We start from the raw sequence: 15,044 nt of genomic DNA on the forward strand, positions 1-15,044 counted from the left end.
GTTGTAACTATCGTTTATTTGTCATCCCACCCTTTGGTGCGCTCAACGGCTTGTTTCCATTTTTTGTACAGGCGTTTCCGTTTAACACGGTCAAAGGTAGGCTTAAAGATTCTGTTCATAGGCCTATTTTGATCAACATCTTCCTGTTTCCACAGACCCACTTGAATACCTGCCAAGAACGCAGCCCCCATAGCCGTAGATTCTATTACTTCAGGCCGGTGAACCTCCGAATCCAAAATATCCGCCTGAAATTGCATTAAGTGATTATTGGCACATGCACCGCCATCTACCCGAAGGTTTTTTAATTGAATTCCTGAATCATCTTCCATTGCCTTAAGAATATCTTTGGTCTGATATGCCAATGATTCCAACGTAGCCTTGGCCAAATGGGCTTTACCTGTATCTCTGGTCAATCCAAAAACTGCGCCTCTGGCATACATATCCCAATACGGAGCGCCCAAACCTGCAAAAGCAGGCACCACATATACTGGGTTTTCTCCTTCAACTGAATCTGCCAACGCCTCGGTTTCCTTAGCGTCTTTTATCAACTCCAGCCCGTCACGAAGCCATTGGATCGCCGCACCCGCAATAAAAATACTGCCTTCTAGTGCGTAGTTCACTTTTCCGTCTAACCCATATGCAATGGTAGTAAGCAGTCCGTTTTTAGAAAATTGTGGCGTTTCACCCGTATTCATCAGCATAAAACAACCTGTCCCGTAGGTGTTCTTTGCCGTACCCTTATTAAAACATGCTTGTCCAAAAAGTGCTGCCTGTTGATCTCCCGCAATACCGGCAATTGGTATTTTCTTTCCGTCTATCTCATAATCCCCAAAATGATAGGCAGATGGCTTTACCTCAGGTAGCATTAATTTAGGGATACCCAATGCTTTTAACATCTTATCGTCCCATTTTAAATTCACGATATCATAAATCATGGTTCTAGATGCATTGGTATAGTCCGTTACATGGTTTGCTCCGCCAGTCATGTTCCACACCAACCATGTATCTACAGTACCCATAAGCAAATCGCCGTTTTCAGCCTTCGCTCTAGCACCTTCAACATTATCCAATATCCATTTTACCTTGGTACCTGAAAAATAAGAATCAATAACAAGGCCGGTCGTTTGCCGTACATGCTCCGTTAAGCCACTCTTTTTTAAATGCTCACAAATATCCGCCGTGCGCTTATCTTGCCAAACAATGGCATTGTAGACAGGCTCTCCTGTGGTTTTGTCCCAAACCATTGTAGTTTCCCTTTGGTTGGTAATACCAATTGCTTCAATATCCTTAACATCTACCTTTTCTTTCTTCAGCAAGTCTGCCAAAACCCCCATCTGAGTCTCTAAAATCTCTTTAGGGTCATGTTCTACCCATCCTGATTTTGGGAAAATCTGCTTAAATTCCTTTTGAACCATTCCTTGGATTTGACCCTCTTGGTCCACAAGTAATGCACGCGAACTGGTAGTGCCCTGGTCTAACGATATTATATATTTCATATGAAAAAAGTTTAAGGCCGAAACTACACAAAGTAGCATAGAGTAGCACAGCAAATGTAAATAAATATACGCAATATTCTATAGAGGAAAGAAGCAAATTTTATTCAATGGATATTATAATGACAACCTCATTGCCCGAAGCGTCTAGAACCATTACTTTATGCTCACCTTCTTTGGGCATTATGGCCATTTCATGAAAGTTCTTGGTCTGCCCCACAAACGTTTCATCTACGTACCAATACACCTCGGTTTCCGGCTTGGCATGGGCCACTTTTAGAATAACCTCATTTGTTTTTCCATCAAAACCCTTTGTTAAGTTGATACGACTTCCGTTCTTGGGATAAATAAACTCCATAGGCGAAAGACTGGTATTATTACAATCACTACGATAGGGCGGTAGCACTTTATAGGCCGGGTGTTTGGGTCGATAATAAAATTGCATTAACGGAGGCAATACAAACCAAGATTCGGGCATTGCCGAAGCCAATTGGGCACAAGAAGAATTTACCCTAAACTGTTTTGCGCTATCCAAATACACCATCTGATGGAATTTACATTCCGTAACGTAATTCTGTTTGTTAGGTATAGATATAGTCTTTACCGGACAAATGTCAGTTGCTAAATACCCACTTTGGGCACACACCTTAACCTCTACAAATTCATCCCATGGTTTTTGAAACCATTCGCTCCTAGGAAGCACATTAAATACATCAAATAACAAAGGTGCTGCAGAGGATACTCCGGTTACATTTGGTCTTCCCTCACCATCTGCGTTCCCAACCCAGGTTCCGACCACGTAGTCTGCAGTTACACCAATAGCCCAAGCATCTTTGTTTCCAAAACTGGTTCCGGTCTTCCAAGCAATTTCTTTACTGCTATCGAAGAACTGCCAAGATTCATCGCCCTCGGGTCTATTTACCTCCTTCATAGCCTCAAAAGTGAGGTAAATGCTTCCTGCATCAAAAACGGTTTTCTCTAGCGATTTTTCTCCAAAATGGACCGTCTGGTCTATTTTCAGAACCAAATCAGTGAACTCGTTGGTAAAATATTCACTAGAATTTTCATTAAAATGGTTAAGGGTAGAGGCCAAATTCGCGTAGGTTTTACAAAGGTCCCATAAGTTGCTTTCCGCACCGCCCAAGATTAAGGTTAACCCATAGTGGTCTGCAGATTTAGTTATCCCACCCAGCTTAAAAACATCCAGTTGATCTCTAAATTTTTCCAATCCGTATTGTTGTAACAAACGAACTGCCGGAATATTCAATGAACGAGCTAAGGCTTTTTTTGCCTCAACGGCACCACTGTAGTTCTCATTAAAATTTTCGGGCGTATAGCCAGCTATTTGGGTAGGTACATCTGCTACGAGCATATCCGGCAATAATTCGCCTGCATCTAACATGGCCGCATAAAGTATAGGCTTTATAACGCTGCCCGTACTTCTATTGGCCTGAACCATGTCTACATCTTTTTGATGCTCTTTGGTAGTATTCGTATTTCCCACATAAGACAATACTTCTCTCGTATGAACATCAAGCACTAAAACAGCGGCATTGTGCACTTGGTTTTGCTTAAGGTTCTGATGATGTTTTTGTACAATAGCATTTACGTTACGTTGTAAATTTTCATCTATGGTGCTTTTAATGCGTTTTCCCTTATTTTCCTTAGCTAAGTACTGTACTAAATGTGGAGTTGCTTTTGGAAGCGGAAAGGGTTTCTCTGGAAGTGACTCCAACAAGGAAAGCTCATAAGTTGTCTGATCGATTATTTGCTTTTCAAAAAGCTTTTTTAACAGACGGTTACGCTTCTTAAGAAGCTTTGTCTGGTTCTTGCCCGGATAAATTAGGCTTGGTGCATTGGGCAATACCGCCAATGTAGCAGATTCTGCCCACGACAATTGATACGGTCGTAACCCAAAATAACGCCATGAGGCCACGTCTATACCCACAACATTCCCTCCAAAAGGAGCATGGCTGGCGTAAAGCCTAAGTATGTCTTCTTTGGATTTTTTCATTTCAAGCCGAGTGGCCCATATCAACTCCACAAACTTTTCTAAGTAAGAACGCTTTTTTCCATTTCTGGCCAACCGGATTACTTGTTGGGTGAGCGTACTACCACCACGAACCGTTCTTCCTGCGGCTATGTTATTCCCAATAGCCTTGCATATGGCTACGGGGTTGAAACCGGGATGACTGTAGAAATATGCGTCCTCAAACTGAAGAATACAGGTCTCAAATTTATACGGAACACTGTCCACTTCCGAAAATCGCCACTGGCCGTCATCCGCAATCCTTGCGCCCAACAAAGTGCCATTTTCACTTTCTACTACCGTTGCCGTTGGGGAATTAAATAATTTTTGTGGAAGACAGAAATAATAGGCAATCAAAACGATTGCCAATGCAATCAGTTTCTTGGAATGTCTCCTACAAAATGGGCCAATTTGTTTCATTTCGTAAAATCATACTCTCGCTCTACCAAACAAATGCGCACCTTATACCATGAATACCAATCCTCAATTCCCTTTTGCTGGGCAAAAAGATGATCCGTATTGGCTTTCCAATTGGCTATAGCATCCAAACTTTCCCAATAACTAACCGTTATTCCCAACTGCTCCCGAGCACTCTCTATACCTAGATAACCGGGCTGCTCTTTGGCCAACTTCTCCATTTCTTGGGCCATATGGGCATACCCATTGACATCTTCTGTAAGGAGAGAGGTAAAGATGACCGCATAATATGGGGGCTTGCTTTTCATTCGATAGAAAAAAATAGATTTTACATACGTTATATATACTCTCGTTCCACAAAATACCCAACAATGGCTTCTTTCATTAAAACCGATTGCTCTCCGGCTTTTAATGTTGGTAATTCTTCTTTAACAATGTAGTGGGGCCAGCCCTCTTCATCAAAAAATTCAAATTCATAATACCCGTAGGGTTCCAATAAACGACAAATAGCAATGTGCATTAAATCTAACTTGTCATCTTTTTTATATTTTTTGTGGTACTGTCCTAATTCTTGGATTCCTACCAGATATATAATTGCGTCTAGCTCCAAGGTATCCCCGCTAGCAAATTGGGCGGATAGCTTTTCTACCAACGCGTTCCATTTTTCTTTTAACTCTTCGTCTCTTGCCATTAATCTCTTTGCGTTTTTCCGCCGATTGAATATAAGTAGCAAAGGTACAAATCAAAATACTACTTTTGTGTAAAGACATTCGCCATGAGCTTCTTGGACATTATTTTAGGATTACTGCTTTTATACGGACTTTGGAAAGGTTTAAAAAACGGACTTTTCGTAGAGCTTGCCTCTCTTATTGCTCTGATTGCAGGTATTTACGGCGCTATTCATTTTTCATACTACGCAGGTGATTACCTTTCCCAAAACATGGAATGGAACGAACGGTATATTAATATTGCAGCCTTTGTAATCACATTCATTGTTATAGTTTTTGCCGTGCAATTGGCCGGACGATTTTTAACCAAAATAGCCAATTTTGCTATGCTTGGCTTACTGAACAAGATTGCAGGCGGTATTTTTGGTGTTGTGAAAGTTGCCGTAATTTTGGGCGCTTTACTTATATTCTTTGAACGCGTTAACAATTCTGCAGGTGTCGTAAAGGATGAAACCATGAAAGACTCCGTTCTTTACGAACCTATAAAGGAAATTGGCGCATTTATTTTCAACAAAGTGCTTAAGGAAGAAAAAACAAACCCAAAAGGCGAAATACAAAAAGAAACCCTCCAAGCTAGTATCTAACACCTAATCTCTTTTGTTTCAAGCAAAAGGAAATATACTCGCCGTTTTTTACCGAATAAAACGCTTGTTAAGCTATAAACTTCACCCTTAAAAGTGGTAGTTGCTCTAAAACATGTACCAACATGTAATTTCTAAAATGTACCAGCGTTTTAGTACTTCACCAAATCTGATTCAAATGAAAAAACCAATTTTACTATTATTTTTGGCTGCAGGTTGCATTTTCACCTCATGTAAAAAAGACAGCTCAAGTGATGATGGTGACCTAGCAGGAACTTGGTCTCTTATTGCATATATAGATGATGAAGGCGAAGAACCCACTAACGAATGCGAAAGCATGGATTTATTGCGCTTTAAAGACGGAAACGTTTTTGATTATGAGTTTCATAGTACGGATAGTAGCAGTGGCGACTGTATAGAAGGCGTTCATGACTCCGGAACCTGGTCCTATTTATTCAACTCAAAAGTTCAACTGGATTACGGTACTGAAGGAAATTCAGATGTAACTGTTGCAAAATATAAGGTTTCCGGTGATATTCTGACTCTTACTTTTGATGAAGGTAACGGCGAATATCAAGAAAAATATAAAAAGAAATAAAAAACACTACTTACTTTTAAGACGAAAAAGACCCTGTTAACAGGGTCTTTTTTATTTAATAAATAGAATGTTTTCTACTGAACCACCTCTACCCATCTTCCGGGTGTACGCACTACATAATCATTATTATACATAGCTTCCGCTTGGATACCGGGCAAATAGTATCGCCCTAAATACGAAGCATTCAACAATACCCTGAATGTTTTTTCTTCGTTCTTCTTCATATCAAAATAAAAGTTGCTTCGGTCATCACGAATATCGGTGTATGTCACTTGGTTATCCGCAAATTCCCCAAAATCGGTAAATCGGGTGTTCACTATCTCCCATCCACTCGGGAAAATCTCTGTTAAAGCCACATTCTTAATTGCCTTGTCCGTAGTATTCGTTAAAGTTACCTCGGCAACAAAATCCGTTCCTTGCTGCATTTGTGCTACATTAAGTATGGAGCCATCTCTGCCCTTAAACTTTAGGTTTGCCACCAGATTTTGCTGTATGGTTTTCTCTTTACCTACGGGTAAAATTCCCTGATTAACAATGGTAACGAACAATGCATTGGCCTCTGTATTTTTCAATTCTAATATATTTGTCGCGTTTTTAATGGCGAGCTCATGAGTAGCCAAAGTCTTTGCTGTTTCTACATTTTTGCCCTTACCATTTACCGTTAACGCTGCTTTTATACCCTTACCCCCAACAAGATCAGCGAATTTGGCCATGGCAATAAGACTATAGGCCGTAGTCTGTGTGCTTAACCATCTAGGTTCGGAAATACGCCCAGCTATAGTTTTGGCCAAGTCTTGGGCTTTGTTTTTATCTTTTACCAAGATATAGGACTCCAAGGCCATGGCTCTATCCCTATCCGAAGAACCATAGGTATATTCATTAGTAGAGCTTTCAAAATTCAATGAAGCCTTACTCAAAATAGATTTGGCCACATTATCTTGACCAATTAGAGCATAACTAGCGGCCAACCTAAATTTAGCATCATTGGACAAGCCACTTGTTTCCCTCAACCGGTTCATACTGGATACGTCTGCATTGCCCGATAATGCTAAGGTGAACAAACGGTAAGCTTGCGCCAAATCCGAACTATTACTTCCCGAACGCCATTGTTTTGAACTGTTTTGCTGATATTTTATCCAACTAGATTTAAAACCAATGGGCAGGACATATCCTTTCTTTTCGGCCTCCAGCAAAAAGTGTCCGGCGTATGAAGTACCCCAATCATTAGAATAGTTCTGACCGGGCCAATACGAGAACCCTCCAGTAGCATTTTGATAACCTCCCAAAAGTTTAATGGCACGTACTAAATTCTGCTGTATGTTCTTTTTTCTATTTCCATCTAAATCAAAAATATCCGAGAGATACAATTGCGGAAATGCGGCAGAGGTGGTCTGTTCCAAGCAACCATGAGGGTACCTACTGAGGTTCTGCATACGACCGTTAAAGTTCATTGCAGGTAAAGTAGAAAACTCAATTTCTACCTTATTGCTTCCCGTAACACCAAAAGTCTCCAAGTTTATGGTCTGTGCAGAATTAGGCTCCAAGATTATTTTTTGCACTTCTGATGTAACCGGATTAGGATTCACCACATCAATAGGAATTTCAAAAGAAGCGGTCTCCCCGTTACCAGAGGCTTCAACCACAACTTTTCCTATGCCTTTAAAATCGGCCACTTGTAATTCAAAATAGGCCATTTTCTCATCAGGCTGACTAAAAGTGACTGTTTGAGTGGCATCACCGGAAATGGTGAAAGATGGGTCCGACTTTAATTTCAAGGTTACATTTTTCACCTTCTTTTCCATGGCAAAGACCGTAATAGGAAGGGTTACCGTTTCTCCCGGTGTAATTTTTCTAGGCAACGAAGCCAATACCATTAGCGGTTTGCGCACGGGCGTGGTTTCTTCTGCCATACCATAAGCTCCTGTTTCTGCATTACCCGCCACGACCATAGTACGGACGGAACCAACATATTTTGGAATCTTGATTTCATGGCTCTTGGTCTCCCCTTCTTTCAAGTTAAAAGGACCTAGGTGAACTACCATGGGTTCAAAACGATTGGCTTTTTTGTTCTTTGCACCTGCTAGTTCGCCATCACCGCCAATAGCGAATACTTGATTTACCTTACCTCCAAATGCTCCAATAACCTCATCAAAAACATCCCAAGTTTTAACGCCAAGTGCTTCGTGGGCGTAAAAGGTATCCCAAGGATTTGGGGTTTTAAAACGTGTTAAATCCAACAACCCTTCATCTACAATGGCAATACTGTACGTCATTGCCTTTTTATTTTTTTCACCCACTTTAACCGTTATGGTCTCTTCTGGCCGTAATACGTTAGGCATGGCAATAACAGGTGAAATTTTAGTCTGCGGATTTTCTACAGAAACAGGAACAATACCGTATAACCGTATAGGATTATCATTCAAAGTTGTGGCATGGGGTTGCAATAAAGAAATATGGACAAATACATTGGGTGCATACAGTTCTTTCATGGAAAGCTCAAATTTTGTCTCGCCCTTGGCCGTATCTACCCAAAGAGTTTCCAAAACTTCCGTACCGTTCTCTACCGTGACCAAAGCACGACTTCCCAAAGAACTAGGAAATGTAACCGTAGCGGTTTCGCCTACCTTATAGGTTTCCTTATCTGTAGAGAACACCAACATAGTTGCCGCAGAAGGATCCGTTTTTCGGCATTTTCCGGCCCATCCTGGCCAATCTATATACATTGTTTTGGCTGAGGAGTGCCCTCCATTCGGGTCTTCTACACGCACCAAATACCTACCCCACTCAGGATACTTTAATTCAAATTCAAAATTAGCTTTACCACTCGCATTGGTACTTATTATTTTTTCAAAAACCTTTTCATGGTACTGACTACTGCTATAATTAGACAAATTATCCGCAGAAGTATCCCACCACCACCTCCAGCTGACTTTATGAATGGTTACGTTTAAATTTTTAATAGCCTTTGGGTTCCCTTTTTCGTCCACAGTAACCACATCAAAAGTATGTGGGGTATCGGTCAAAAGCATTCCCCTGTTCTTGTCACCTTTAGGAATTGTTAGCCCAACATAGGTATTATAGGGCGAATACGTTTTTGTAAAAACATCCGTACTAAAATCACCTCCGTTTTCGTAAACCTTAGTGATAAAAGCAGCTTTTAACATGCCCGGTGCCTTACTTGTAAGTTGAGGGTTCATTCTAAAATGCGCCTTTCCCTCGGCATCTATTTTTCCATCAAAAACCACTTGGTCTTCCGCCGAAAAATTACGGGTGGGGTCATCAAAAATATAACCCGGAAATTTATCGAACTTCGTAATTGATGCATTGAATTTTGCCGTAATATCCGCTTTTAAGTTTTTTGCGATAGCACCATGCAACCACTTTACCTCCATATCCCCAGAAATGGGTTGGGTGGCATTTAGAATTTCCTCATCAAACTCCGTTTTAATTTTTAACCTATTGGGTTTGATAGTTTCAATCTTAAGAGATTTAGTAAACGTAGCCCCACCAACGGAGACTTTTGCCAACCAATTTCCGGTAGGCGCGTTTTCATCCGTACCTATATTAAATTGATAAAAATTGTTGAGTCCGTTTGTTCTTATCTCACGGTGCACCACTTTATTGTAAGGGTCTAACAGTTCTAATTTTACAGGATGGTTCTCCGGTAATTCATGTGCATTGTCATTCAACATAAAAGAAAGGAAAATCTTGTCTCCCGGGCGCCAAACACCTCGCTCCCCAAAAATAAATCCTTTAAGCCCTTTTTGAAGTTGCACACCGGACACCTTAAACTTACTGACGGAAAGCGCATTACCGTCATTTAATTTTACATACGTTTTTTGACCGTTGCTTTCAACAACCGCAAAATAGGCTTGGTTTTCAGCATCAAAAACGGACATACCCTCAGCATCCGTAACCACATGCCCCAAAATTTGCTGTTGGTAATTGTAAAACGTAACCTTAGCTCCGGCTACTGGCTTGGTATTTAAAATATCGGTTACGGCAACGAAGTAACTTTTATTGATTCCCTTCTTTATGGTTACGCCCAAATCGGAAGCCAAAATATTCATCCCTACTTTTTTATCGTAATAGTAGGATTGGTCACAAGGGTTTTCCCTTTCGTTCCAATTATAGTTATAATAGTAATCGTCGTAATAATAGTTCTCTACATTGTCCCAAGAACTATTCTCATTTTCCTCATCAAAATTAGCTTCGTCCTCTATTAAAGACCCAAAATTGGAATCCTCACACTTATAAGCACTGTCTTCTGGACCAAAATCCAGTTCTACCCTATACATAGCACCGGCATCTGGTGTAATTAAACTCTTAAGATCAAGTGCATGTGCAGACCATTTTCCACTAGAATTGGAAACATTATCCAATGTAATTTTCTTCCGGGCAATAGGTCTTGCAACGGCCAGTAAATTTCCCTGTCCGCTAAGATTGTTGTTTTGCAAAAATTGCAGGATATTGTTTTCATAAATCTTGAATACCGAAACCCTTACCGACGCCAAGCTTACTGCTTCAAAATTGATTTTTAGATTACTGGAGGAGGGCAAAATTGCCCCGTTGGAAAGTAACCTTACCTGTGGTTTTAACCTTTCAAAAGCAACCCGCTCCGTAAATTTGGTTTTCAACTTATTGCCGTCCGTACTTTGTATGCCCTCGTAGACTTGTAATATAACCGTACCTTCTATATCTTTTGAAGGATATACCTTTAACGTATTCCCATCTACGGTATATTTAAGATTATCATCTTGTTCCAGCACCACCAAACCCTTAAAATTCTGTCCTTTCTTAATAGGGTCCGAAAAATTAACGGATACCAGTGCGTTTTCGCCCGTTTCTACTGTAGCATCCAAAACCGTAAAATTATTTTTGCCAGGAATAATTATATCCTCGGTGCCGTTACTTTCTATCTTAAACGGGCTTCCGTTCCATGATACTTCTAATTTAGAGTCTTCCGCAGACCTCTGGATACTATCTATTCTAAAAGAAAATTGGGTCCCCTTTTCCGTTCCGGCATCAAAATTAATTTGAACTGTCTTGCCATTGTGCGTGGCTGAAACCAATTGTTTTGCCTTCTCTAGAGGAAAAACATCGGCCATTCGTAACTGTCCCGTTATGTATTGTAACTCTTTGGAATAGGATTGAAGGGCGTTGGTGTATATGTTAAACTGCTGCTCCAGCGTTTTTACACTAAAAGTTAAGGTGTGCAGATCATTGGGCAGTTCACTTATAATATCATCTAAATGAAGGGTGAAACGGTACTCCTTATTCTGGTCAAAACCGTTTTGGGGAACAAATGCGATTGTACGATTATCTAGAGCTACTACCTTGCCTTTTACTTTGGGCGATACTTTAAAAAGATTCTCGGCTAGCTCATCTCCTGCATTCCACCCTTCTACCGGTGCGTTCAAAACTACTCTTACACTGCTCTGTGCAGAGATAATTCCGTGCGAAACCTGACCTACGTAATCCTGAAAACGATTTAAGTTATCCGCTTGCTTGGCCGCACTCTCTTTTTTAGAATTACATGCCGATAAAAAAGCAAAAAGCAACAGAATACGAAAAAATGAACTGACCTTCATAGAAAGATTGTTTTACACAAAAATAGCGGTTAAAAAACAGAATACATCACGGTTTTCATTGAATCACGGTATTCTTAAAAACCCTGTTTACAGTAGAAACGAAATAGATTTGTTATTGTTGGATGCCAGCACTAAAATAGATACGCAAGGCCAACGTGCGGTTTGACTTACAATAACTTATTAGAAAGGTGTATTTCATCGAAAAGTGAAAATTATAGAGGAAACTAATCATATTATTTTAGATATTCGCCTCAGAACATATCCCCCTTATCGTTCTATAGAACACGAGAACACCCCACTCTTCTCTCCTACTTTTTAAAGAACGCGCCTACTTACAAATAGAACTTTGTATGAAAATGAGAATGCACTATGTGGCCCTCGTTTTATTTGTATGTACTTTGGCCTCTTGCAGTAAAGAGTCCGTGGAATCCACAAATATTATCGAGACCGAGAACGCCGAAACTGTAGAAAAAGAACTTCTTGAAGCCGTTAACGGACACCGGCTTTCTATTGGAAGAAACTCACTGGAATTTAGCTCTGTGGCATACGAACATGCCAATAAACACACAGACTATATGATTGCCAAAGGAGGCCTGAACCATGACAATTTTAGTTCACGTGCCTCTGAGATATCTTCAGAAGAGGCTGCGCAATACGTTGCCGAGAACGTTGCCAAAGATTACACCACGGCCTCCGAAGCGCTAAAAGGGTGGTTAAACAGTTCTAGCCATAAAAAAACTATGGAGGATGAATTTACGCACACCGCAGTGAGCGTTAAGAAGGATGCCAATGGAAAATTATATTTTACCCAAATATTTTTCCGTTAATTTTTTAAACGTTAAAGTCCACTATCTACATCTACGTACTAGTAATACAGCATACTTTTTCATAAATTTGAGATGAAATGGCCGCTCCTTTTGCGCGTGTAAAAACACGGGCAAAAGGATTTGGCTGTAAATGTCAAAAAAATGTCCGTAAAAGCTCCTTTTAATCTAAACCGTTGGATAGAAGAAAATAGGCACACCCTTAAACCTCCCGTAGGTAACAAAAACCTCTACAAAGATGCCGGAGACTACATAGTTATGGTGGTTGCAGGCCCAAACGCCAGAAAAGATTACCATTACAATGAAACCGAAGAACTTTTCTATCAACTAGAAGGGAATATAGAAGTTCATATACAAGAGGAGGGGAAAAAGAAAACAATGACGCTAGGACCGGGCGATATGTATCTGCATCCTGCCAAAATACCACACTCCCCTGTTAGACATGAAGGCAGTATAGGACTGGTTATTGAACGAAAAAGGGCCGACATGAACGTTGATGACGGCTTACTATGGTTTTGCGACAATTGCAATCATAAACTTTACGAAGCTTACTTTACCTTAAATGATATTGAAATAGATTTTTTAAAGCATTTCAAACATTTTTATGGTTCGGAAGATTTACGTACATGCGACAATTGCGGTACGGTTATGCCTGTTGATGCCAGATTTGTTAGCAACAGTTAAAAAATAATTCCTATATAAAACGAAAAATTACCGTTCTTTGGAAGTATCACCGGCATAGCCAGTTTTTTTTAGGAGTCCCCACACCAACCTCTTATGACCAAATCACAGATTCTAAAATACTTGGCAATACTGCTAACAGGAATTAGTTTATCCCTGTTCATTTTCTTTTCCATTAACAACAGGTACCTGCTAAGAAACAAAGCAGCTATAGATAACGCAGTCACCAAATCAGTAATAAAATTAGAGGACGAACTTAATAAGGTCAACTTAGTCGTTGAGTCAATGGCCTTTTTCTATGAGAACAAAAGTTTTATACCCCAGCATCTTTTTGAACGTTTTACAAATCCGTTTTTAAAAGAACTCAATGGGATAAAAGCACTTGCTTGGTCCCCTAAAATTACAGACTCCGAGAAGAGCAAGTTTGAGAAATTCACTAAAATAAATGAGGTTGACCTGGAAAGCAACTTAGTTCCTTCCAAGACGCGAGACGTCTATTACCCCGTTAGAGTACTCAATCCCTTAGCCCCATTTAAAAAAGTACTGGGTTACAATCTTTATGCGGACAGCACTAAACGAGATGCCGTTTTAAGATCCATCAAGAGCAATAAACCTGCAATCTCAGGCCCTATAACCCTAATTGCAGATAGTGATTACGACAAGGGTATCCTAGCATTAAAAGCGGTTAATGACCGTAAAACGGGAGAAAACAAAGGCGTTGTCCTTGGAGCCTACCGTATGGACAAGCTTATTTCGGAAACCCTAAAATCCGAAGTTAAGGTATTGAACATGTGCATTCATGAGTATACGGGCAATGCACTTTTATTCAATAATGTAGATGAAAGTGACTTTAACTACAAAACTGCCATTGAAAAAACCATAAGGGCCGTAGATAGCAAATGGCGAGTACATTTTGTACCAAAAGAAGAGTATCTATCCTTTCCCCATATTTTTGAATCCTATGTGGTATTGCTTTTAGGGTTGGCCACCACATTTTTGTTAACTCACCTAGCCCGCAGAAGAGACAATCATAATGACCGTTTAGAGGCCCGTGTTCTTTTACGAACGGCAGAACTAGAGGAATCTAACAAACAGAAGGAAAATTTGCTCAGGGAAATCCATCACCGGGTAAAGAATAACCTTCAAATTACGTCTAGCCTCATCAACATGCAAAAGCGAAAATTGGTCAGTAAAGAAGCTATTACTGCATTGCAGGATAGCCAGGCCAGAATATCCGCCATTGCCCTTACCCATCAAAAAATCTATCAGGACAAAGACTCAAAAGCAGTAAACCTACATGAATATCTAAAGGATTTAATGGAGTATCAGAACAAGATATCCCCAACTTTCACCTATAAAATAAACTGCCCGGAAATATCCATAGATCTTGATAGGGCGGTACCACTTGCCCTAATTATATCGGAATTGGTAACCAACGCAGTAAAGCATGCCTATCCGGATACGACTAAATACAATGAGCTTATCATAGATGTAGATATATTGGATAACGGCATGGCCGCATTCTCAATTAAAGACAATGGCAAAGGGCTTCCCGAGGATTTTTCCGTTGAAAATGCAGAAGGGATAGGTTTTGATATCATAAAGGCCCTATGCCGCCAAATTTCCGCGGAATTTAGTTATGATTCCAGCGACAGCGGAACCCATTTTACCGTAACTTTCGGTAATCAAGTGTAGTTTCTCCAATTGAGGAGGCTACAAACATTAATAGTACTCCTATGGCACAAAAAATAATAATTGGTTTTATTGCTCTTCTCCATTTGTACTTTCTTTATTTTGAAATGTTCGCTTGGACTACAAAAGGTAGAAAAGTATTCAGGAAATTTCCTGCCGAACTGTTTGAGCCAACAAAACCCATGGCCGCTAACCAAGGATTGTACAATGGCTTCTTAGCGGCAGGCCTTATTTGGTCACTCCTCATTACAGATACTACATGGCAAACAAACATTTCACTGTTCTTTCTTGGCTGTGTTTCTATTGCAGGACTATATGGCGCCTTCTCGGTAGAAAAGAAAATTTTCTACATCCAGGCTTTGCCGGCATTAACTGCAATAGCTCTTATTTTATTTGGCTAAGCTTGTTTG

11 protein-coding genes are annotated in these 15,044 nt (G+C 40.2%); 6 read left to right on the top strand and 5 right to left on the bottom strand.

Annotated features, from left to right (window positions below; all coding sequences use genetic code 11):
* Positions 1-14: 14 nt before the first annotated feature.
* From glpK to SJY45_RS12155, 4 genes are all read right to left on the bottom strand, one after another.
* Entirely contained in the window at positions 15-1,496 is a 1,482-nt protein-coding gene (gene glpK / locus SJY45_RS12140; protein ID WP_400070995.1) for a glycerol kinase GlpK, read from the bottom strand.
* A 100-nt stretch (positions 1,497-1,596) separates the two neighbouring features.
* Positions 1,597-3,942 carry a penicillin-binding protein 1C gene (gene pbpC, locus SJY45_RS12145; RefSeq protein ID WP_400070997.1) on the bottom strand — a complete coding sequence of 782 codons (2,346 nt, stop codon included), beginning with the start codon at positions 3,940-3,942 and terminating at the stop codon, positions 1,597-1,599.
* On the bottom strand, positions 3,939-4,247 hold the full coding sequence (locus SJY45_RS12150) for an antibiotic biosynthesis monooxygenase family protein (protein WP_400070999.1): 309 nt from the start codon (positions 4,245-4,247) through the stop codon (positions 3,939-3,941). Before SJY45_RS12150 ends, pbpC begins: the two co-directional genes overlap by 4 nt.
* A 29-nt stretch (positions 4,248-4,276) precedes the next feature.
* Positions 4,277-4,630, bottom strand: coding sequence for a hypothetical protein (locus tag SJY45_RS12155; RefSeq protein WP_215437253.1), 354 nt, complete (start codon positions 4,628-4,630; stop codon positions 4,277-4,279).
* Positions 4,631-4,714: 84 nt separating this feature from the next.
* Here SJY45_RS12155 and SJY45_RS12160 point away from each other — a divergent pair, with 84 nt between their 5' ends.
* Both SJY45_RS12160 and SJY45_RS12165 read left to right on the top strand, forming a co-directional pair.
* On the top strand, positions 4,715-5,251 hold the full coding sequence (locus SJY45_RS12160) for a CvpA family protein (RefSeq protein ID WP_215437251.1): 537 nt from the start codon (positions 4,715-4,717) through the stop codon (positions 5,249-5,251).
* 175 nt (positions 5,252-5,426) lie between these two features.
* The gene (locus SJY45_RS12165; RefSeq protein ID WP_215437248.1) at positions 5,427-5,846 is read left to right on the top strand and encodes a lipocalin family protein; all 420 of its coding nucleotides are present in this window, start codon (positions 5,427-5,429) and stop codon (positions 5,844-5,846) included.
* Between the two features lie 74 nt (positions 5,847-5,920).
* Here SJY45_RS12165 and SJY45_RS12170 read toward each other — a convergent pair whose 3' ends face one another.
* On the bottom strand, positions 5,921-11,437 hold the full coding sequence (locus SJY45_RS12170; protein WP_400071001.1) for an alpha-2-macroglobulin family protein: 5,517 nt from the start codon (positions 11,435-11,437) through the stop codon (positions 5,921-5,923).
* A gap of 350 nt (positions 11,438-11,787) precedes the next feature.
* Between SJY45_RS12170 and SJY45_RS12175 the strand changes: the two genes are divergently transcribed.
* The 4 genes from SJY45_RS12175 (at position 11,788) to SJY45_RS12190 (ending at position 15,035) form a co-directional block, all read left to right on the top strand.
* Positions 11,788-12,264, top strand: a complete 477-nt coding sequence (locus SJY45_RS12175) for a CAP domain-containing protein (protein ID WP_400071003.1) — start codon at positions 11,788-11,790, stop codon at positions 12,262-12,264.
* A gap of 141 nt (positions 12,265-12,405) precedes the next feature.
* Entirely contained in the window at positions 12,406-12,945 is a 540-nt protein-coding gene (locus SJY45_RS12180) for a 3-hydroxyanthranilate 3,4-dioxygenase (RefSeq protein WP_215437239.1), read from the top strand.
* A gap of 93 nt (positions 12,946-13,038) precedes the next feature.
* Positions 13,039-14,637: a CHASE domain-containing protein gene (locus tag SJY45_RS12185; RefSeq protein WP_289037451.1), complete on the top strand. Its 1,599-nt coding sequence runs from the start codon at positions 13,039-13,041 to the stop codon at positions 14,635-14,637.
* Positions 14,638-14,678: 41 nt separating this feature from the next.
* A complete protein-coding gene (locus SJY45_RS12190; protein WP_400071005.1) occupies positions 14,679-15,035 on the top strand; it encodes a DUF1304 domain-containing protein in 357 nt (118 codons plus the stop codon).
* Positions 15,036-15,044 lie beyond the last annotated feature (9 nt).

This window comes from Zobellia russellii (assembly GCF_044597075.1).
In the GTDB taxonomy this organism is placed as follows: Bacteria; Bacteroidota; Bacteroidia; order Flavobacteriales; family Flavobacteriaceae; genus Zobellia; species Zobellia russellii.

What these genes read in the sequence shown, in the direction of transcription:
- glpK (WP_400070995.1), bottom strand. Translation starts at nt 1,496, where the DNA reads ATGAAATATATAATATCGTTAGACCAGGGCACTACCAGTTCGCGTGCA.
- pbpC (WP_400070997.1), bottom strand. Translation starts at nt 3,942, where the DNA reads ATGAAACAAATTGGCCCATTTTGTAGGAGACATTCCAAGAAACTGATT.
- SJY45_RS12150 (WP_400070999.1), bottom strand. Translation starts at nt 4,247, where the DNA reads ATGAAAAGCAAGCCCCCATATTATGCGGTCATCTTTACCTCTCTCCTT.
- SJY45_RS12155 (WP_215437253.1), bottom strand. Translation starts at nt 4,630, where the DNA reads ATGGCAAGAGACGAAGAGTTAAAAGAAAAATGGAACGCGTTGGTAGAA.
- SJY45_RS12160 (WP_215437251.1), top strand. Translation starts at nt 4,715, where the DNA reads ATGAGCTTCTTGGACATTATTTTAGGATTACTGCTTTTATACGGACTT.
- SJY45_RS12165 (WP_215437248.1), top strand. Translation starts at nt 5,427, where the DNA reads ATGAAAAAACCAATTTTACTATTATTTTTGGCTGCAGGTTGCATTTTC.
- SJY45_RS12170 (WP_400071001.1), bottom strand. Translation starts at nt 11,437, where the DNA reads ATGAAGGTCAGTTCATTTTTTCGTATTCTGTTGCTTTTTGCTTTTTTA.
- SJY45_RS12175 (WP_400071003.1), top strand. Translation starts at nt 11,788, where the DNA reads ATGAAAATGAGAATGCACTATGTGGCCCTCGTTTTATTTGTATGTACT.
- SJY45_RS12180 (WP_215437239.1), top strand. Translation starts at nt 12,406, where the DNA reads ATGTCCGTAAAAGCTCCTTTTAATCTAAACCGTTGGATAGAAGAAAAT.
- SJY45_RS12185 (WP_289037451.1), top strand. Translation starts at nt 13,039, where the DNA reads ATGACCAAATCACAGATTCTAAAATACTTGGCAATACTGCTAACAGGA.
- SJY45_RS12190 (WP_400071005.1), top strand. Translation starts at nt 14,679, where the DNA reads ATGGCACAAAAAATAATAATTGGTTTTATTGCTCTTCTCCATTTGTAC.